We start from the raw sequence: 18110 nt of genomic DNA, 5'->3' as shown, positions 1-18110 counted from the left end.
CTCGTTCAGGTTGAGAAGGTATAAGGAGTAACCGATGACAACCCAATATGGATTTTTTATTGACTCCAGTCGTTGCACCGGTTGCAAAACCTGCGAACTGGCCTGCAAAGACTACAAAGATTTAACCCCGGACGTCAGCTTCCGCCGCATCTATGAATATGCGGGCGGCGACTGGCAGGAGGATAACGGCGTCTGGCACCAGAATGTCTTTGCCTACTATCTTTCCATTTCCTGCAACCACTGCGAAGACCCGGCCTGCACGAAAGTGTGCCCGAGCGGCGCGATGCACAAACGCGAGGACGGCTTTGTGGTAGTGGATGAGGACGTCTGCATCGGCTGTCGCTACTGCCATATGGCCTGCCCGTACGGTGCGCCGCAGTATAACGCCGCCAAAGGCCACATGACCAAATGCGACGGCTGTCATGACCGCGTTGCCGACGGCAAAAAACCGATCTGCGTCGAGTCCTGCCCGCTGCGCGCGCTGGACTTTGGCCCGATAGAAGAACTGCGGAAGAAACATGGCACGCTGGCGGCCGTTGCGCCGCTGCCGGGCGCGCACTTCACCAGACCGAACATTGTGATTAAACCCAACGCCAACAGCCGCCCGACCGGGGATACCACGGGTTATCTGGCAAATCCGAAGGAGGTATAAAATGGGAAATGGATGGCATGAATGGCCGCTGGTGCTGTTTACGGTGTTCGGTCAATGCGTTGTCGGCGCATTGATTGTCAGCGGTCTGGGCTGGTTTGCGGCGAAAGACGATGCGGCCAGCAGACAGCGTATTGTGCGCGGCATGTTCTTTTTATGGGTCGTCATGGGGCTGGGTTTTCTGGCGTCGATCATGCACCTCGGCTCGCCGTTCCGCGCGTTTAACTCGCTTAACCGGGTGGGCGCTTCCGCGCTGAGTAATGAAATTGCCGCTGGCTCTGTCTTTTTTGCCGTAGGCGGTTTCTGGTGGCTGGTGGCTGTGCTCGGCAAAATGCCGGAAGCACTGGGCAAAATCTGGCTGCTGGTCAGCATGGTACTCGGGGTGGTATTTGTCTGGGCAATGACGCGGGTCTATCAGATCGATACCGTTCCGACCTGGTATAATGGCTACACGACGCTGGCGTTCTTCCTGACGGTGTTCCTGAGCGGGCCGCTATTTGCGGCGCTGATATTGCGCGCCGCGCGTGCCAGATTCAACGGCACGACGTTCGCAAGCATCAGCGTGCTGGCGCTGTTAGTCTGCGTGGCCGTAATCATCATGCAAGGCATGTCGCTTGGGGCGATCCACAGCTCCGTGCAACAGGCGAGCGCGCTGGTTCCAGACTATGGCCGCTTGCAGGTCTGGCGCGTAGTGCTGCTTGCTGCCGGGCTGGGTTGCTGGATATGCCCGTTGGTGCGCCGCAAAGAACCGCACGTCGCCGGATTGTTGCTGGGGTTAATCCTGGTGCTTGGCGGCGAAATCATAGGTCGCGGATTGTTTTACGGCCTGCATATGACCGTCGGAATGGCCATTGCAGGTTAACTTACGCGTGCGGGGAAACCCGCACCTTTCAGGATGGTTTCATGACTTCTTTTTCACAACGTGACGATTTTTCTATGGCTGCACGCGTGCTGGGCGCGTTGTTTTATTATGCGCCAGACAGTACCGAAGCCGCCCCGTTGGTTTCAGCGTTAAAAACCGACGGCTGGCAGGCACAGTGGCCACTTTCACCGGAGGTTCTGGCGCCAATTGCGGCGGTTTTTCAGGCCGACATCGAGGAGCCGCTCCCGCAAGCCTGGCAACGTCTGTTTGTCGGTCCCTGGGCGCTTCCGTCGCCTCCCTGGGGATCGGTCTGGCTGGACCGTGAAAGCGTGTTGTTTGGCGAGTCTACGCTGGCATTACGCCAGTGGATGCGGGACAACGGCATCCAGTTTGAGATCCAGCAAAATGAACCGGAAGATCATTTTGGTTCCCTGTTGCTGTTGGCTGCCTGGCTTGCGGAAAATGGCCGTCATAGCGAATGCGAACAACTGCTGGCCTGGCATCTGTTGCCGTGGTCTGCGCGCTTCCTGGCGGTTTTCATCGAAGGCGCAAACCATCCATTTTACCAGGCGGCAGGTGAGCTGGCACAGCAAACGCTGGCGCAATGGCAGTCTCAGTTGCTGATCCCCGTCGCCGTAAAACCACTGTTTCGCTAACGCTTTTTCAGGCAGGGTACGCCCTGCCTTTATCGTCAAAAACCGGTTGTTTCCTCTTCTCGATAAGTGACAACGTCACTTTAACTTTCCATTTTTAAGACAATTCTTCACATTCGCGCACATCCTTCGCCCTGTAAGGGCAAATGAGCAACGGGCATGCATAGCCTGCTAATTTAAATACCTGTCTCGCTGGAATCCTTCCCGACGTGTTGCTATAGCTCAAAACACCCTGCCGCTACATGGCATAACAACACGCAACGTCTCTTTCGTTGCCATAACGCATGCAAACAGGGAGACACACCGCAATGCACACCTTTACGTTAAAACGCGTGCTCGGGTTTACTGGCGCGATCGCTCTTGTGCTGGCGCTGCTGGTCTGGGGAGTGGGTCTGGAAACCATTAAAGCGCGTCAGGTTGATCTGCTTTATTTGGGCAAACAGCATTTACTCCTCGTCTTTACCTCCATGTTCTTCGCCTTAGTTATCGGTATTCCCAGCGGCATTTTACTGAGCCGTCCGGCAGCCAAAGGATTCGCCGAATACGTAATGCAGCTCTTTAATGTAGGCAATACTCTGCCGCCTCTGGCCGTACTGGCACTGGCGATGGTGATTATCGGCATTGGCGACGTTCCGGCGATTTTCGCGCTGTTCCTCGCCTCGCTTCTTCCTGTCGTGCGCAATACCTACGCCGGGCTTTGTTCTGTTCCCGCCTCCCTGATTGAAGCCGCAAACGGCATCGGTATGACGAAATGGCAGCGTCTGCGTCAGGTTGAGCTGCCCAATGCCTGGCCGGTGATGCTTGCAGGGATTCGGATCGCGACGGCGATTAATGTGGGTACGGCCCCGCTGGCGTTCCTGATTGGGGCCAGCAGCTACGGCGAGCTGATTTTCCCCGGTATTTACCTCAATGACTTCCCGACGCTGATTCTGGGCGCAACGGCAACCGCTCTGGTGGCGCTGATTCTCGACAGCCTGCTTGCCCTGCTTGGCCGCATCCTCAGTCCGCATACGGCCTGATACAACGATAAGAATAAGGAGCGCTGAATGACATTAAAAAAACATCTGCTGGGATGGCTTGCCGCCGCGTTGCTCGTTACCGGACAGGCTCAGGCGGCCCCGTTGATCCTTGCAACCAAAGGTTTTACCGAACAACACATCCTTTCCGCCATGACCGTGCAGTACCTGCAAAAAAAGGGTTTTCAGGTTCAGCCGCGCACCAACATTGCGGCGGTGATTTCACGTAATGCCATGGTGAATAAGCAGATTGATATCACCTGGGAATACACCGGCACGTCCCTGATCATTTTTAACCACATTGATAAACGGATGAGCCCGCAGGAATCCTACGATACCGTCAAACGCCTGGATGCGAAGCTCGGACTGGTATGGCTAAACCCGGCGAATATGAATAACACCTACGCGTTCGCCATGCAGCGCAAACGCGCCGAAGCAGAGAACATCAACACCCTGTCGGAAATGGTGGCGAAAATCGAACACATCCGCCAGACCGACCCTGACAATAACTGGATGTTAGGTCTCGACCTTGAGTTTTCCGGGCGCAGCGACGGGATGAAGCCGTTGCAGGATGCCTACCAGATGCAGCTTGACCGTCCGCAGATTCGGCAAATGGACCCGGGTCTGGTCTATAACGCCGTGCGCGACGGCTTTGTGGACGCCGGTCTGGTGTACACCACGGATGGCCGGGTGAAGGGTTTTGACCTCAAGGTGCTGGAAGATGATAAAGGCTTCTTCCCAGGTTACGCTGTCACGCCTGTCGTCCGTAAAGAGATACTGGATGCCCATCCGGGGCTGGATGATGCGCTGAATACCCTTTCCGGGCTGCTCAATAACGACGTCATCTCGACGCTTAATGCGCAGGTCGACATCGATCACCAGTCACCCCAGCAGGTTGCGCGCACATTCCTGCAACAAAAAGGTCTGCTGTAAGGAGCGCTTATGGATACGATTCATTACATGATGGATAACGCGGGTTATCTGACGAGCCTCACTCTTCAGCATTTGTGGCTGGTTGCGCTGGCCGTCGGTCTGGCGATTATCATTGGCGTGCCGCTGGGCATTCTGATTGTTCGTCATAAATGGCTGGCTACGCCGGTGTTAGGGGCGGCGACGCTGCTGCTCACTATCCCGTCCATCGCATTATTTGGTTTGATGATCCCGCTGTTTTCGCTGATCGGTCAGGGGATTGGCGCCCTTCCCGCAATTACCGCCGTTTTTCTTTACTCGTTGCTGCCGATTGTGCGCAACACGCACACCGCGCTCGACAGTTTACCGCCGGGCTTGCGCGAAGCGGGACGCGGAATTGGCATGACGTTCTGGCAGCGTTTGCGCTGGGTAGAAATTCCGATGGCCCTGCCGGTGATTTTTGGCGGGATTCGCACTGCCGTCGTCATGAATATCGGCGTGATGGCCATCGCCGCCGTTATTGGCGCTGGCGGCCTGGGGTTACTGTTACTGAACGGCATCGGCGGGAGTGACATCCGCATGTTAATCGCCGGTGCGCTGATGATTTGTCTGTTGGCCATTGTGCTCGACTGGTTGCTGCATCGCCTGCAAGTCGTACTGACACCTAAGGGGATACGATAATGATAAAACTGGAAAACCTCACCAAACGCTTTTCACAGAAGAATGGCCAACCGCTTAACGCCGTTGATAATATCAATCTGAACGTGCCGGAAGGTGAAATGTGCGTGCTGCTTGGGCCGTCAGGCTGCGGCAAGACCACCACCCTGAAGATGATCAACCGGCTGATCGCGCCCAGCAGCGGCAATATTTTCATTAACGGACAAAACACCAGTGCGATGGATACCGTCACGCTACGGCGCAACATTGGCTACGTGATCCAGCAAATTGGCCTGTTTCCCAACATGACCATCGAAGAGAACATCACGGTTGTCCCGCGTATGCTGGGCTGGGATAAAACCCGCTGCAAACGTCGCGCGGAAGAGTTAATGGACATGGTGGCAATGGATGCGAAAAAGTTTCTGCATCGCTACCCGAAAGAGATGTCTGGCGGTCAACAACAGCGCATCGGCGTGATCCGCGCGCTGGCGGCCGATCCCCCGGTACTGTTGATGGATGAACCTTTCGGTGCGGTGGACCCGATTAACCGCGAGGTGATTCAGAATCAGTTTCTTGATATGCAGCGAGCGCTGAAAAAGACGGTGATGCTGGTCAGCCATGATATCGATGAAGCGCTGAAGCTGGGCGACAGAATTGCCGTATTCCGCCAGGGCCGCATTATACAGTGCGCCAGCCCGGATGAATTGCTGGCAAAACCGGCGAATGAATTCGTCGGCTCATTTGTCGGTCAGGATCGTACGCTAAAACGTCTTCTGCTGGTTTCGGCGGGCGACGTAACCGACCAACAACCCACCCTGACCGCCCGCACCGCCACCTCGCTGGCAGAGGCGTTCGGCATCATGGACGATAATGATATTCGCGCGATCACCGTTGTCGATAGCGACGGCAAGCCGCTTGGCTTTGTGAAGCGTCGTGAAGCCAGGAACGCCAACGGCACCTGCGCGGATATAATCCACCCGTTTCGCGTCACCGGAAAAGCGGAAGACAACCTGCGTATTGTGCTGTCGAAACTGTACGAGAGTAACACCAGCTGGATGCCCATTGTCGATGAGGAAGGACGCTATAACGGCGAAATCTCGCAGGATTACATTGCCGATTATCTCAGTTCAGGCCGCACCCGTCGGGCGCTGAATATTCACGAAAGTAGCTAAACGCCGGATGGCAGCTACGCTTTACCTGGCCTACGGAGCACATTCTTGTCGGGCCGGTAAGCGAAGCGCCATCGGGCAGTTCCCCCTGCGCACGCAGTGCTTTTGCGTCCCGCGCTGTTTACCCGCAAAATAGACACTCCTGAAAATGCCTGTGTGGTCTGCCCATGCACCGCCTACATACATACCCTGACCTGCGAGCGATGTTTCGCCGCCTGTTAATCGCGACAATAATTGGCATCCTTGCCGCACTGGCGGTAGCCGGGTTTCGTCACGCCATGCTGGTGCTGGAATGGCTTTTTTTACGTAACGATACGGGAAGCCTGGTGAATGCCGCGACAAACCTTTCTCCCTGGCGACGACTGATCACCCCCGCCGTGGGCGGCCTCGCGGCAGGTGCGCTGCTCTGGGGCTGGCAGAAAATGAATCAACAACGCCCCCATGCCCCCACCGACTACATGGAAGCCCTGCAAACAGATGGGCAATTCGATTACGGGGCAAGTCTGGTGAAGTCCCTTGCTTCGCTGCTGGTCGTCGCCAGCGGTAGCGCCATCGGGCGCGAAGGGGCCATGATCTTACTGGCAGCGCTGGCGGCATCCTGTTTTGCTCAGCGTTGCACCCCGCGTGAAGAGTGGAAATTGTGGATCGCCTGCGGCGCTGCGGCAGGGATGGCCAGCGCGTATCACGCCCCGCTGGCGGGCAGCCTCTTTATCGCGGAAATCCTGTTTGGCACGCTGATGCTGGCGTCGCTGGGCCCCGTTGTGATTTCCGCCGTCGTGGCATTACTGACCACCCATTTGCTCAGCGGCGGTAATGCCCTGCTCTATACGGTTCACCTGTCACTGGATTTACATGTGCGGGAATATGCGATGATTATCAGCACCGGGCTGGTGGCTGGCGTCTGCGGGCCGCTGTTTATGTGGTTAATGACCACCACTCATAACGGTTTTATTCGGCTGAAATTATCGCCTCCGTGGCAACTGGCGCTGGGCGGATTCATCGTTGGCTTACTATCCCTGCTGACGCCGGCCGTCTGGGGAAATGGCTACAGCGTCGTGCAGTCATTTTTGCTCTCCCCGCCGCTGCTCTCCGTGATCGCCGGGATCTTCATCTGCAAATTACTCGCCGTACTCGCCAGCAGCGGTTCCGGTGCGCCCGGCGGCGTCTTTACCCCCACGCTGTTCATCGGCTTGTCGATTGGTATGTTATACGGTCGGATGTGGGGATTCTGGCTTCCGGGAGCGGATGAGATGGCAATATTGCTGGGATTAACAGGAATGGCGACGCTGCTGGCGGCAACAACACACGCGCCGATGATGTCGACGCTGATGATCTGTGAAATGACCGGGGAGTATCGGCTACTCCCCGGATTACTGATTGCCTGCGTGGTGGCGTCGGTCTTATCGCGAACGTTACGCGAGGACTCGGTCTACCGACAGCACACTGCCGAGCATTGACAGACGGATATATTGCCCCAGCTCGCGTTGTTCGGCACGCGGCAAATAAGGCAGTTCGCCAATCAGCGGCGCAGGCAGTTTTTTGCTTAACACATCAATGATTTCGGCATAATGCGCCAGTCCGGGATTGATGCGGTTCGCCACCCAGCCGATCAGCGGTAATCCGTCATTGGCGATAGCCTGTGCGGTCAGCAGCGCATGGTTAATGCAGCCTTCCTGAATCCCCACCACCATCAACACCGGTAACTGCTCCTGCACGACCCATTCAGATAACGGACGCAGGTCGTTCATCAGGCTGCGCCAGCCGCCGGTGCCTTCCACCACGACGTGGTCAACCTTTTCGCTCAGGCTGGCAAGCCCGTTAGATAACAGGGTGTAATTGATCGGACAGCTATGCGCCACGCTGCTTTCGTCTTCGCTCAGCGCAATCGGATTGATCGCCTCATAAGGCAGCTCAATAGAAGAGACGCTCTGCAACACCAGCGCATCTTTATTGCGCATGCCTTCCGGCGTCTCTTTGCTGCCTTTCGCAACGGGTTTATAACCTGCGACGCTTTTGTTCCCTGACGCTAACGCTTGTAGTAATGCGCGGGAAACCACTGTCTTCCCAACAGAAGTGTCTGTACCTGTAATAAAGAAACGCTTCAGCATCACTAACTCCACCGTTATGCTTCGAAAATATAAGCCAGGAAAATAATACAGTGGAGAAAGTCTAAGGTATGACAATCGCGATCAGCTTGCGTTAGCGCAAATTTTCGTACGACAGTTAAAAAATGTTAACCCTGTAATAGACGAATCAACAAAGAACCGTTATACATCGCGTCTTTTACCAGTGCGGCACCCGCCATTGTCCCTTGATTGGAAAACTGCGTGCTTTCGACGGCGATATGTTTGCTATACGCCGGCAGCGCCTGTTGACGGATGCTGTCCGCAATTGCCGGAAAAAGGATTTCCGCCGCTTTGCTCAGCGGCGAACCGATCAGAATTTTTTGCGGATTAAATAAATTCACCATGATCGCCAGAATGCGGCCAACATGCATCCCGACGCCGCTAATGATATCTTTCGCCAGCAAATCCCCCTGCACCGCCGCCTGGCACAGCGAATCCACCGTCAGCGGCTGCCCGTGCAACGAAGAACTCATTGACTGATTGAGTCGCAGTTGCGCCAGTTCAAGCACGCTGTCCACGCTGGCGATCGTTTCCAGACAGCCGTGGTTCCCGCAGTAACAACGTTTACCGTAGGGGTCGACCTGCGTATGGCCGATCTCCACCAGACTGCTGCTGCCCGCATGCAGTAAGTGGCCGTCGGTAATCACGCCAGCCCCAACGTTGTGATCAATCACCACCTGAATAACATCTCGCGCGCCGCGCGATGCGCCAAAAAGCGCCTCGGCCATCGTCCAGGCGCTGATATCATGCTGAATATAGACCGGTACGCCGGTGTGGTGTTCGAGGGTTTCCCCCAGCGGCATCTCTTTGACATCGTCGTAAAACGGCATGCGGTGCACAATGCCATTCTCAGTATCAATAATACCGGGTAAGGTGATGGCGATAGAGGTCAGGCGTTCGAGTTTTTGCTGGTGACGGATAAAAAACTGATCGACCATAAAAATGATGCGTTCAAGCAGCGGAGTCTCAGAAACCAGCGGTAGCTCAAGGCACTCCTCCACTACCAGTTTACTGCTCAGGTCGCGCAGGGCGAGAAAAATCTCGCCACGGCTGATACGAATAGACAAATAGTGCCAGGCCTCGGTTTCCACCACCAGCCCGACCGCCGGGCGACCACGGCTTCCCGCCTCTTTGATCTCCAGCTCCTGAACTAAATGCGCTTCGAGCATTTCGCGAACAATTTTAGTGATACTGGCAGGCGCCAGTTGCGCCAGACGAGAAAGATCAATTCGCGACACGGGGCCCAGCTGATCAATCAGGCGATATACCGCGCCAGCATTGGTCTGCTTGATTTGATCGATATGCCCTGGCTGACTATCAGCAACCACCTCTGACTCCCTTTATTTTCGCGCTCCGAAATAATCTGTGGGCTATGGTGAATGACTTCAATAGTTGTCGTCAACTTTTTACTTAGCCGTGTGATTTACTGCACATTTTCATCCCTTTTTAAACTAAATTAAGCGCGCTTTGCGGCCGTTAAAAGTTGATGGCGAAATCGTTGCGCAGCGTGACTTTGTTCATGATGTTTCGGCCATACCAGCCACATTTCCGACACGGCGTCCGCTTCGGCAATGGGCACCCAACGCATTTCATCAAGCTGTACCCGTTTAAACGAGGCGGGCAGAATCGACACCCCCAGTCCTGCGGCTACCAGCCCGATAATCGTCATCGCCTCTCCAACCTCCTGAGTGATCGCCGGAGTGAGATGGTAACGGCGCATCAGGCCGAGAATATCGTCATACAACCCCGTTCCGACATGCGGATCAAAAAAGACAAACGGTTCTTTCGCCAGCTCCGCCAGCGTCACGACCGGCTTTTGCGCCAGCGGATGTTCACGGGGGATCATCGCCAGCAATGGTTCATGCAGAATCACTTCCCAGTCCAGCGTATCCGGCAATGAGGTATTGCGCAGTAACCCCATATCCAGCGCGCCTTCATTAAGCGGCGCAATCTGCTCGCGGGTGTTCATTTCGCGGGTCTGCATATGCACATCCGGGTAGTCCTGGCGAAACAGAGACAGCGTATCCGAGACGGCTTTAATAAACGGCGCGGATGAGGTGAAGCCAATGCGCAGCTCGCCGGTCTCCCCCTGATGCAAGCGTTCCGCGCGGGCGGCGGCCTCATTCACCAGCCCAAGGATCTGCCGACTGTCTGCCAGAAACTGCTTACCCGCCGCCGTCAGCGCAACGCTCCGGTTGGTTCGCGCCAGCAGCCGCGCGCCAATCTGCTGCTCAAGGGTCTGGATCTGCTGGCTTAGCGGAGGTTGAGAGATGTTCAGCCGCGCAGCCGCCCGGCCAAAATGCAACTCTTCCGCAACCGCCACAAAGTAACGTAGATGACGAAGTTCAATATTCATATTTTATAAATATTATTTGAGATTATTAATATATTAGACAGAATATTTTGATTTTCCTACTCTTAGCACTGAGGTCATACCCGTCACCATAATCACGGGGATGTTGAGCAAGGATTTCAAGTGAGTCGTATTACTGCTGTCGACACCGCAACGGCGAGCGATGTTGATGAACACATTATTTCCCAGCCGGTTCAATATATAAAACGTGGTACATCCCAGTTTATGCGCGTTACGCTGGCGCTATTCTCCGCCGGGCTGGCGACGTTCGCCCTTCTCTATTGCGTACAACCGATACTGCCTGTGCTGTCCCATGAATTTGGCGTCTCTCCCGCCAGCAGCAGTATCTCGCTTTCCATCTCCACCGGCATGTTAGCCATCGGGCTGCTGTTTACCGGCCCGTTGTCCGACGCGATCGGCCGCAAACCTGTAATGGTGACGGCGCTGCTGCTGGCCTCCTGCTGTACGCTGCTTTCCACCATGATGACCAGCTGGCATGGCATTTTAATCATGCGCGCGCTGATAGGCCTGTCGTTGAGCGGCGTCGCTGCGGTAGGCATGACCTATTTAAGTGAAGAGATCCATCCTAGTTTCGTCGCCTTCTCAATGGGGTTGTACATTAGCGGCAACTCGATTGGCGGCATGAGCGGGCGTCTGATCAGCGGCGTATTTACCGACTTTTTTAACTGGCGCATCGCACTGGCGGCGATCGGCTGTTTCGCGCTGGCGTCCGCATTGATGTTCTGGAAAATCTTGCCGGAATCCCGCCATTTCCGACCGACTTCATTACGCCCCAAAACGCTGTTCATCAACTTCCGCCTTCACTGGCGCGACAGGGGCCTGCCGCTGTTATTCGCAGAAGGCTTTTTGTTAATGGGGTCGTTTGTCACGCTATTTAACTATATCGGCTATCGGTTGATGCTTTCGCCCTGGGAACTCAGCCAGGCCATTGTGGGGCTTTTATCGGTGGCTTACCTGACGGGCACCTGGAGTTCGCCTAAAGCAGGCGCTATGACGACGCGTTATGGTCGCGGCCCGGTGATGTTGTTCTCAACCGGCGTGATGTTGTTCGGGCTATTAATGACGCTGTTCACGTCGCTATGGCTGATTTTTGCCGGAATGCTGCTCTTCTCCGCCGGATTCTTTGCCGCGCATTCGGTGGCAAGCAGCTGGATTGGCCCACGCGCGAAACGCGCCAAAGGCCAGGCATCTTCCCTGTATCTCTTCAGCTATTACCTGGGTTCCAGCATTGCCGGGACGTTAGGCGGGGTATTCTGGCACAGCTATGGCTGGAACGGTGTGGGCGGTTTTATCGCGCTGATGCTGCTTCTGGCGCTGCTGGTTGGCTCCCGCCTGCATCATCGTCTGCACGTTTGATAAAGAGAATGCCCGGGTCGAGCCCGGGCATTCTTTACAGCTCAACCAGCGCTTTGGATTACCACAATCCCAGGATGGAAGAAGCCCCCATCAATTCCCTGACGGCATCCAGTGCCAGAAGAGCAAAGATAACCCAGATAATTGGATTCATCATGCTGTGTGTATTTATTTTTATTGTTGAGGTTTGACTTTACCCCGCGCGATACCCAAAAGCGAGACCGGAAGATAAAACTACCTGTAATGGTGGGCAACACTGACGATATCGTTTCCGAATGCCGTAAATATCACCCGGAGGATAATAAGACCTGAACGCCATATTGTATCCCGATCACCGTCGCATTCATTAATATATGCAGGGTAACAGGCATTAATAACCCTTTAGATTTGACTCTGGCGACAATAAGCACCTGCGATATTAAAAATAACATCAATAATGTTCTGATATCGGCGTACTGCGTATGCATCAGCGCAAACAGCGTTGAAACGACAAGCGACGTCGCCCACACCTTATCATTGAACCAGTACTGAAATGCGTTGAACAGACACCCTCTGAAGACGATTTCCTCGTAGACCGGGACGAGGAAAATCAGTGACAGGTTGGTCAGCCAGAAAGCGTAGTTATGCAATGAAACCTGCGTCATGACCCACGCTTCTGTTTTTCTCATCCCCAACATAGCAGGTAAAAGAAACTGGATGATCAGAATGGCGCCAAACAAAATAACAAACCACTTTGCACTCAATGTGCCTTTTCCCAGACCGTCTCTTTTTCTAAAAAAGAGATAATACAGCGGGACCAGAATAAGAAATTCCAGCACAAACATCAGCGGTAAAAGTAACCCACTTTCCATTAATTGCGCACTGCGGGTAAAAAACAGTGGCGTAAATGTAATACCAAACATCAGCATAAACATAGAAAAGCAGCCTGACACTGCTTTTGTCCTGACAATATAGGCGTTATCGATTTCCTGTTGCATCCCTGTTCCCTGTTAATATTTCACCAGTGTGCTTCACGACACCGCCATTTATGATAAGAAGTATCATTATCACTTACAACCTACCAACATTTCTGCCATCGTTGCCATCAGCGCATAAACATGTATGAATCAGGGTAAACTCCTCACATTCGCAGAACACGACGGGAACACAACAATGTCCAACAAGAGCCACTACCAACAACTCACCCGCACTTTCCAGCGCCTCTCCCGCTTTTCGCATCTCTCCGCTATCGCCAGTTGGGATATGTTCACCATGATGCCTCCCGGTGGAAGCACCGCGCGAGGCGAAGCGCTGGCCGAGCTGAACGTGCTGGAACATCAGTTACTGACTGACCCGAAGGTTGCGCAGTGGATAGCCGCCGCCGGGCAGGAAGATTTGAACGATGTTGAGCAGGCGAACCTGCGTGAAATGGCGAGGCGGCACCATCAGGCGGCCCTGCTGCCTGAGTCACTGGTGGAGGCGAAATCACTGGCGGGGAGCCGGTGTGAACACGCATGGCGGAGTCAGCGTCCGGCGAATGACTGGCAAGGATTTGCGCAGAATCTGAAAGAGGTTGTGAAATACAGCCGTGAAGAGGCAAAACTTCGCGCCGAAGCTAAAGGATGTTCGCCCTACGATGCCCTGCTGGATATTTTTGAGCCCGATATGACCAGCGCCCAACTGGATGTTCTGTTTGCGGATGTCAAAACTTGGCTTCCCGATCTGTTAAACCGCGCGGTGTCAAAACAGTCGCATCAGCCACTGATTGCGCCGGTCGGCCCGTTCCCGACGGCGCTACAGCGTGAACTGGGACTGGAAACCATGTCGCAGTTAGGGTTTGATTTTAACGCCGGTCGGCTGGACATCAGCGCCCACCCGTTCTGCGGCGGCGTGCCGGAAGATGTGCGCATCACCACGCGCTATGATGAAAATGAATTACTCAGCGCGCTCTTTGGCGTGATCCACGAAACGGGGCACGCCCGCTATGAACAGAATCTGCCCCACGCCTGGCAGGGTCAGCCGATCGCGTTTGCCCGCTCCACGGCCATCCATGAATCCCAGAGTCTGTTTTTCGAGATGCAACTGGGTCGCAGCACGGCGTTCCTCAAACGACTCATTCCCGCCGTTAAACGTCACTTTGGCGATCAGCCCGCTTTTGAAGAAGCGAATTTCATTGCCTGGAATCAGCGGGTGAAACCGGGCCTTATCCGCGTGGATGCCGACGAAGTGAGTTATCCTGCCCATGTTATCTTACGCTATGACATTGAACAGGCGCTGATTAACGGCGACATCGAAGTGGATGATATTCCCGCGCTGTGGAATGAAAAAATGCAGGCCTGGCTGGGGCTGTCAACCGCGGGAGATTACCGTAACGGCTGTATGCAGGACATCCACTGGACCGACGGCGGCTTTGGCTACTTCCCGTCTTATACGCTGGGCGCCATGTATGCCGCACAGCTGTTTAGCGCCGCCCATAGCGCATTGCCGGATCTGCATAATCAGATTGCGCAAGGCGATCTCAGCGCCTTGTTTGACTGGCTGCGACAAAATATCTGGCAGCACGGCAGTCGCTTTACTACCGCGCAGCTGATCGCTCAGGCCACCGGAGAACCGTTGAGCAGCCGTTACTTCCGGGCGCATCTGGAATCACGCTATTTGTCATGATGTCTCTTATTTGCCCGGTAGCGTCAATCTGCCGGGCCGGTTGTACATACCGTTACACGCCGATACCAATGACTCACGGAAGCCCTCGATTTACAGCGATATAGTGATTTCACCGGCCCCGCAGTGGGGTTGAATAAAAAACCAAATCGAGGGTATCAGAATGAAAAAAGTATTAGCTCTGGTTGTTGCCGCTGCTATGGGTCTGTCTTCTGCTGCATTTGCTGCTGAAACGGCAACGTCCACGACGGCTCCGGCTGCGGCACCCGCTAAAACCGCACCGGCAAAAACCACGCATCACAAAAAACACCACAAAGCAGCAGCGACTCAGAAAGCGCCTGAACAAAAAGCGCAGGCAGCGAAAAAACACACCAAAAAAGCGGTAAAACATACTGCGGCTAAACCGGCAGCTAAACCGGCGGCATAAGGCACTGGCGAGTTCTATGGCGCTCCCCCGCGCCATAACACACGGCGCTAAATCATCGGGTTTAGCGCCGTTTCTTCGGAGGGTTAACGTGTTTCGTTACCGCTTTGAGTTGATTCTCACCATGCTTATATTATGCGCCCTTATTGCCACGCATTTTTATATTTCCTGAGTGTAGTTATCTGATTTTACTCCCACTTTCCTGCCGTCACGTCTATAGTATTCACTGAGGGTTTGCTTTTAATAATCATAATTACCCACACAGAGTGTGATATGCATAAAACCATTGCGGTATTACTGGGCGTAATTTGTCTTTCCCCTGTTGTTGCTCATGCGGATGAGGCTGATACCACCACGGATACCCGTGAAGCCAAAACGTTATTTTTTGACCATGACGATCGGGTCAAGGTTGAAGATCCGACGCAGTCGCCGTGGGACGCTATTGGTCAACTGGAAACCGCCAGCGGCAACCTGTGTACCGCCACGCTCATTTCATCTCATCTGGCGCTCACCGCCGGACACTGCTTGTTAACGCCGCCGAAAGGGAAGCCAGATAAAGCCGTGGCTTTGCGTTTCGTATCGCAAAAAGGTCTCTGGCGTTATGAAATTCACGGTATTGAAGGTCGGGTCGATCCGTCGCTGGGAAAGCGCTTAAAGCCTGATGGCGATGGCTGGATTGTCCCTCCGGCCGCCGCGCCGTGGGATTTTGGTTTGATTGTGTTGCGTTATCCGCCGTCCGGCATTACTCCACTGCCCTTATTTGAAGGCGATAAAGCCGCGCTAACCGCTGCCCTGAAAACCGCCGACCGCAAAGTGACGCAGTCAGGTTACCCGGAAGATCATCTTGATACGCTTTACTCGCATCAGGATTGCCTGATTACCGGCTGGGCGCAAAACGCGGTGCTCTCTCACCAGTGCGACACGCTGCCCGGCGACAGCGGTTCTCCGTTAATGCTGCATACCGACGCTGGCTGGCAGTTGATTGGCGTACAAAGTTCCGCTCCAGCGGCAAAAGATCGCTGGCGGGCTGACAACCGCGCGATTTCCGTCACCGGCTTTCGCGACAAGCTGGAAGCGCTGGCTCAGGAATAGATGATGGTTCCCGTGCGCTGCCCGCCGTAACGGGCAGCATAGCTGTCAGGCCAGTTTTATCATGATCATGCCGATAAGCAGCAATACCACGCCTACCCAGCCTTTGTTGTTCAGACGCTGTCCAAAAAGCACCCACCCGGCTGCCAGCGTGGCGGCGATACCAAATCCGCCCCACAACGCATATGCCACCGAAAGATCAATGCCTTTTACCGCCTGAGAGAGCGCGCTGAAGGCCGCCAGCACCGCGGCCAGCGACAGAATGCCATAGAACTTGCGACGAAAGCCGTCAGAAAACTTCAGGAACACGTTAGCGACGATTTCCAGAACGATCGCCATCGCCAGCCACGCGGCATGAACCCACTCAAACTGCGGCATGCGTCGCCTCCTTCGCGGCGTTTACTGGCTTGCGCGTACCCGATTTGATCAGTGCGATCCCGAATACCAGCGTAACCAGACCCGCAATTTTCATGGCCGATAAGGCTTCGTCAAATAACAGCACGCTAAACAGCGTAATAAATAAAATACCGATGCCTTCCCACAAGGCATACGCTACGCCAAGCGCAATTTTTTTTACGGCAAAAGAGAGAAAAATATACGACAGCGTAATCATGACCAGCATTAAAATAAAACCCGTGTTGCCATTGCTTACGCTTGCCCATTTCATCGACAGCGTTCCGGTAATTTCAGCCGCAATGGCAAGGGCTAATAAAATCCAGTAAAACATGGTGCTTCTCCTGCTTGAGAATATAGTCCTTCGGGCCTGCTACATGCAGCAAACCAAAAAATAAAATGAATTAGCCAGGCGCGTAACGCCAGCTCAGGCAGAAGTAAGGGACTAAAGCGCGTTGCGCCAGTGCTGCTCACCAGCAAGCAGGAAAGAGGAAGAAGTGCGAAGAAGTACGGTCTGTGTAGAAAAAAACGTCCTGAACATATTGTCCATAATATTACAATTATCCGCAGTGTTGCTTCTCGTCATCGCGGATGAAAATTGTCCTCGGTAGTTAAACACGTCTGATTTGTACCACAGCCTTAGAATTAACTCAAAACCTTTTCACTTCTTTACCCGCGCCGTTTGATTTTTGTTAGCACAGCCCGACAAAAATCACATTATTATAAAGAGTAAGAACAAAAATTCAGGAATTATCATGGCAAAACCGATCATCACGCTTAACGGCCTGAAACTCGTAATCATGCTGGGAATGCTGGTCATCATTCTCACCGGTATTCGCTTCGCTGCCGATATTATTGTGCCGTTTATTCTGGCGTTATTTATTGCGGTGGTACTGAGTCCGCTGGTGCAGCGCATGGTCAGGCTTCGCATCCCGCGCGTTTTGGCCGTATCGATACTGATCGGGATTATCGTGATGGGCATGGTGTTGCTGCTGGCCTATCTCGGCACATCGCTAAATGAGTTAGCCCGCACGCTGCCGCAATACCGCTCATCATTGGTTGTGCCGCTGAAAAACATTGAACCGTGGCTACAGCGCCTGGGCATCGGCGTCTCGGTGGATGAGCTGGTGAAATATATCGACCCTAACGCCGCCATGACGCTGGTGACGAATTTGCTGGCGCAGTTGTCTAACGCCATGTCATCCATTTTCCTGCTTTTGTTAACCGTGGTCTTTATGCTGCTGGAAGTTCCGCAGTTGCCCGGTAAACTCCAGCAGATGATGGCCAGGCCGGTTGAAGGTATGGCCGCGATTCAGCGCGCAATCGACAGCGTGTCGCATTATCTGGTGCTGAAAACGGCGATCAGCATTATCACGGGCGTTGTGGTCTGGGGAATGCTGGCGCTGCTGGAAGTTCGTTTCGCATTCGTCTGGGGACTGCTGGCCTTCGCGCTTAACTACATCCCCAATATTGGCTCGGTTCTGGCCGCAATCCCGCCTATTGCGCAGGTTCTGGTGTTCAGCGGCCTTTATGACGCGCTGGTGGTGCTGACGGGGTATCTGATTATCAATCTGGTGTTCGGGAACATCCTTGAGCCCCGCATCATGGGGCGTGGATTAGGCCTTTCCACGCTGGTGGTTTTTCTCTCCCTGATCTTCTGGGGGTGGTTATTAGGCCCTGTCGGCATGCTGCTTTCCGTGCCGTTGACGATCATCGTTAAAATCGCGCTGGAGCAAACCTCCGGCGGGCAAAGCATTGCCGTCCTGCTCAGTGATTTGAATAAAACCTGATCTCTT

At 54.2% G+C, this 18110-nt stretch carries 22 protein-coding genes; 14 read left to right on the top strand and 8 right to left on the bottom strand.

Annotation, left to right across the window (positions count from 1 at the left end; translation table 11 throughout):
* Window positions 1–34 precede the first annotated feature (34 nt).
* The 8 genes from dmsB (at window position 35) to clcB (ending at window position 7372) form a co-directional block, all read left to right on the top strand.
* Window positions 35–652, top strand: coding sequence for a dimethylsulfoxide reductase iron-sulfur subunit DmsB (gene dmsB, locus OGX84_RS09420; protein WP_012132456.1), 618 nt, complete (start codon window positions 35–37; stop codon window positions 650–652).
* Window position 653: 1 nt separating this feature from the next.
* The gene (locus OGX84_RS09415) at window positions 654–1511 is read left to right on the top strand and encodes a dimethyl sulfoxide reductase anchor subunit family protein (RefSeq protein WP_112002426.1); all 858 of its coding nucleotides are present in this window, start codon (window positions 654–656) and stop codon (window positions 1509–1511) included.
* A 41-nt stretch (window positions 1512–1552) separates the two neighbouring features.
* Window positions 1553–2167, top strand: coding sequence for a Tat proofreading chaperone DmsD (gene dmsD / locus OGX84_RS09410; RefSeq protein WP_024130349.1), 615 nt, complete (start codon window positions 1553–1555; stop codon window positions 2165–2167).
* Between the two features lie 305 nt (window positions 2168–2472).
* Window positions 2473–3183 (top strand): osmoprotectant ABC transporter permease OsmY, encoded by a 711-nt coding sequence (osmY, locus tag OGX84_RS09405; protein ID WP_012132459.1) that lies wholly within the window; start codon window positions 2473–2475, stop codon window positions 3181–3183.
* A gap of 27 nt (window positions 3184–3210) precedes the next feature.
* The gene (gene osmX, locus OGX84_RS09400; RefSeq protein WP_012132460.1) at window positions 3211–4113 is read left to right on the top strand and encodes an osmoprotectant ABC transporter substrate-binding protein OsmX; all 903 of its coding nucleotides are present in this window, start codon (window positions 3211–3213) and stop codon (window positions 4111–4113) included.
* A gap of 9 nt (window positions 4114–4122) precedes the next feature.
* On the top strand, window positions 4123–4770 hold the full coding sequence (gene osmW / locus OGX84_RS09395) for an osmoprotectant ABC transporter permease OsmW (RefSeq protein ID WP_012132461.1): 648 nt from the start codon (window positions 4123–4125) through the stop codon (window positions 4768–4770).
* Window positions 4770–5918 (top strand): osmoprotectant ABC transporter ATP-binding protein OsmV, encoded by a 1149-nt coding sequence (osmV, locus tag OGX84_RS09390; RefSeq protein ID WP_047457187.1) that lies wholly within the window; start codon window positions 4770–4772, stop codon window positions 5916–5918. Before osmW ends, osmV begins: the two co-directional genes overlap by 1 nt.
* 164 nt (window positions 5919–6082) lie before the next feature.
* Window positions 6083–7372 (top strand): voltage-gated ClC-type chloride channel ClcB, encoded by a 1290-nt coding sequence (gene clcB / locus OGX84_RS09385; RefSeq protein WP_048902388.1) that lies wholly within the window; start codon window positions 6083–6085, stop codon window positions 7370–7372.
* Here the strand turns inward: clcB and bioD are convergent.
* From bioD to ynfL, 3 genes are all read right to left on the bottom strand, one after another.
* The gene (bioD, locus tag OGX84_RS09380) at window positions 7328–8023 is read right to left on the bottom strand and encodes a dethiobiotin synthase (RefSeq protein WP_024130350.1); all 696 of its coding nucleotides are present in this window, start codon (window positions 8021–8023) and stop codon (window positions 7328–7330) included. The two genes, clcB and bioD, sit on opposite strands and share 45 nt — an antisense overlap.
* A gap of 125 nt (window positions 8024–8148) precedes the next feature.
* A complete protein-coding gene (mlc, locus tag OGX84_RS09375; protein WP_012132466.1) occupies window positions 8149–9369 on the bottom strand; it encodes a sugar metabolism global transcriptional regulator Mlc in 1221 nt (406 codons plus the stop codon).
* A 128-nt stretch (window positions 9370–9497) separates the two neighbouring features.
* Complete coding sequence (gene ynfL / locus OGX84_RS09370; RefSeq protein ID WP_012132468.1) at window positions 9498–10397, bottom strand: multidrug efflux transcriptional activator YnfL/SxtR(Kp); 900 nt, start codon at window positions 10395–10397, stop codon at window positions 9498–9500.
* Between the two features lie 120 nt (window positions 10398–10517).
* Here ynfL and ynfM point away from each other — a divergent pair, with 120 nt between their 5' ends.
* Window positions 10518–11771, top strand: coding sequence for a multidrug efflux MFS transporter YnfM/SxtP(Kp) (ynfM, locus tag OGX84_RS09365; RefSeq protein WP_012132469.1), 1254 nt, complete (start codon window positions 10518–10520; stop codon window positions 11769–11771).
* A 58-nt stretch (window positions 11772–11829) separates the two neighbouring features.
* On the opposite strand, the gene OGX84_RS09360 is transcribed toward ynfM, so the two are convergent.
* Both OGX84_RS09360 and OGX84_RS09355 read right to left on the bottom strand, forming a co-directional pair.
* Window positions 11830–11922 carry a KPN_01571 family protein gene (locus OGX84_RS09360; RefSeq protein ID WP_208855431.1) on the bottom strand — a complete coding sequence of 31 codons (93 nt, stop codon included), beginning with the start codon at window positions 11920–11922 and terminating at the stop codon, window positions 11830–11832.
* Between the two features lie 133 nt (window positions 11923–12055).
* A complete protein-coding gene (locus OGX84_RS09355; RefSeq protein WP_012132472.1) occupies window positions 12056–12745 on the bottom strand; it encodes a CPBP family intramembrane glutamic endopeptidase in 690 nt (229 codons plus the stop codon).
* 175 nt (window positions 12746–12920) lie between these two features.
* Between OGX84_RS09355 and OGX84_RS09350 the strand changes: the two genes are divergently transcribed.
* The 4 genes from OGX84_RS09350 (at window position 12921) to OGX84_RS09340 (ending at window position 15924) form a co-directional block, all read left to right on the top strand.
* Window positions 12921–14411: a carboxypeptidase M32 gene (locus OGX84_RS09350; RefSeq protein WP_275166266.1), complete on the top strand. Its 1491-nt coding sequence runs from the start codon at window positions 12921–12923 to the stop codon at window positions 14409–14411.
* Between the two features lie 160 nt (window positions 14412–14571).
* Complete coding sequence (asr, locus tag OGX84_RS09345) at window positions 14572–14835, top strand: acid resistance repetitive basic protein Asr (RefSeq protein ID WP_047457204.1); 264 nt, start codon at window positions 14572–14574, stop codon at window positions 14833–14835.
* Between the two features lie 88 nt (window positions 14836–14923).
* Complete coding sequence (gene ydgU / locus OGX84_RS22800) at window positions 14924–15004, top strand: small membrane protein YdgU (protein ID WP_455549893.1); 81 nt, start codon at window positions 14924–14926, stop codon at window positions 15002–15004.
* Between the two features lie 101 nt (window positions 15005–15105).
* On the top strand, window positions 15106–15924 hold the full coding sequence (locus OGX84_RS09340; RefSeq protein WP_047457207.1) for a trypsin-like serine peptidase: 819 nt from the start codon (window positions 15106–15108) through the stop codon (window positions 15922–15924).
* Between the two features lie 45 nt (window positions 15925–15969).
* Here OGX84_RS09340 and mdtI read toward each other — a convergent pair whose 3' ends face one another.
* The 3 genes from mdtI to OGX84_RS22795 all read right to left on the bottom strand — a co-directional run bounded on the left by mdtI (window position 15970) and on the right by OGX84_RS22795 (window position 16933).
* Window positions 15970–16299 carry a multidrug/spermidine efflux SMR transporter subunit MdtI gene (mdtI, locus tag OGX84_RS09335; RefSeq protein ID WP_012132478.1) on the bottom strand — a complete coding sequence of 110 codons (330 nt, stop codon included), beginning with the start codon at window positions 16297–16299 and terminating at the stop codon, window positions 15970–15972.
* A complete protein-coding gene (mdtJ, locus tag OGX84_RS09330; RefSeq protein WP_012132479.1) occupies window positions 16286–16648 on the bottom strand; it encodes a multidrug/spermidine efflux SMR transporter subunit MdtJ in 363 nt (120 codons plus the stop codon). The genes mdtI and mdtJ overlap by 14 nt, the downstream gene beginning before the upstream one ends.
* 111 nt (window positions 16649–16759) lie before the next feature.
* Complete coding sequence (locus tag OGX84_RS22795; RefSeq protein WP_012132481.1) at window positions 16760–16933, bottom strand: protein YdgV; 174 nt, start codon at window positions 16931–16933, stop codon at window positions 16760–16762.
* 136 nt (window positions 16934–17069) lie between these two features.
* On the opposite strand from OGX84_RS22795, the gene OGX84_RS09325 reads away from it, so the two are divergent.
* Window positions 17070–18104, top strand: a complete 1035-nt coding sequence (locus tag OGX84_RS09325) for an AI-2E family transporter (protein ID WP_047457210.1) — start codon at window positions 17070–17072, stop codon at window positions 18102–18104.
* Window positions 18105–18110 lie beyond the last annotated feature (6 nt).

The organism is Citrobacter sp. CK202 (assembly GCF_030333225.1).
Lineage (GTDB): Bacteria > Pseudomonadota > Gammaproteobacteria > Enterobacterales > Enterobacteriaceae > Citrobacter_B > Citrobacter_B koseri.
Note: the sequence above shows the minus strand (reverse complement) of the source record. Positions and strands in the feature narration are given on the sequence as shown.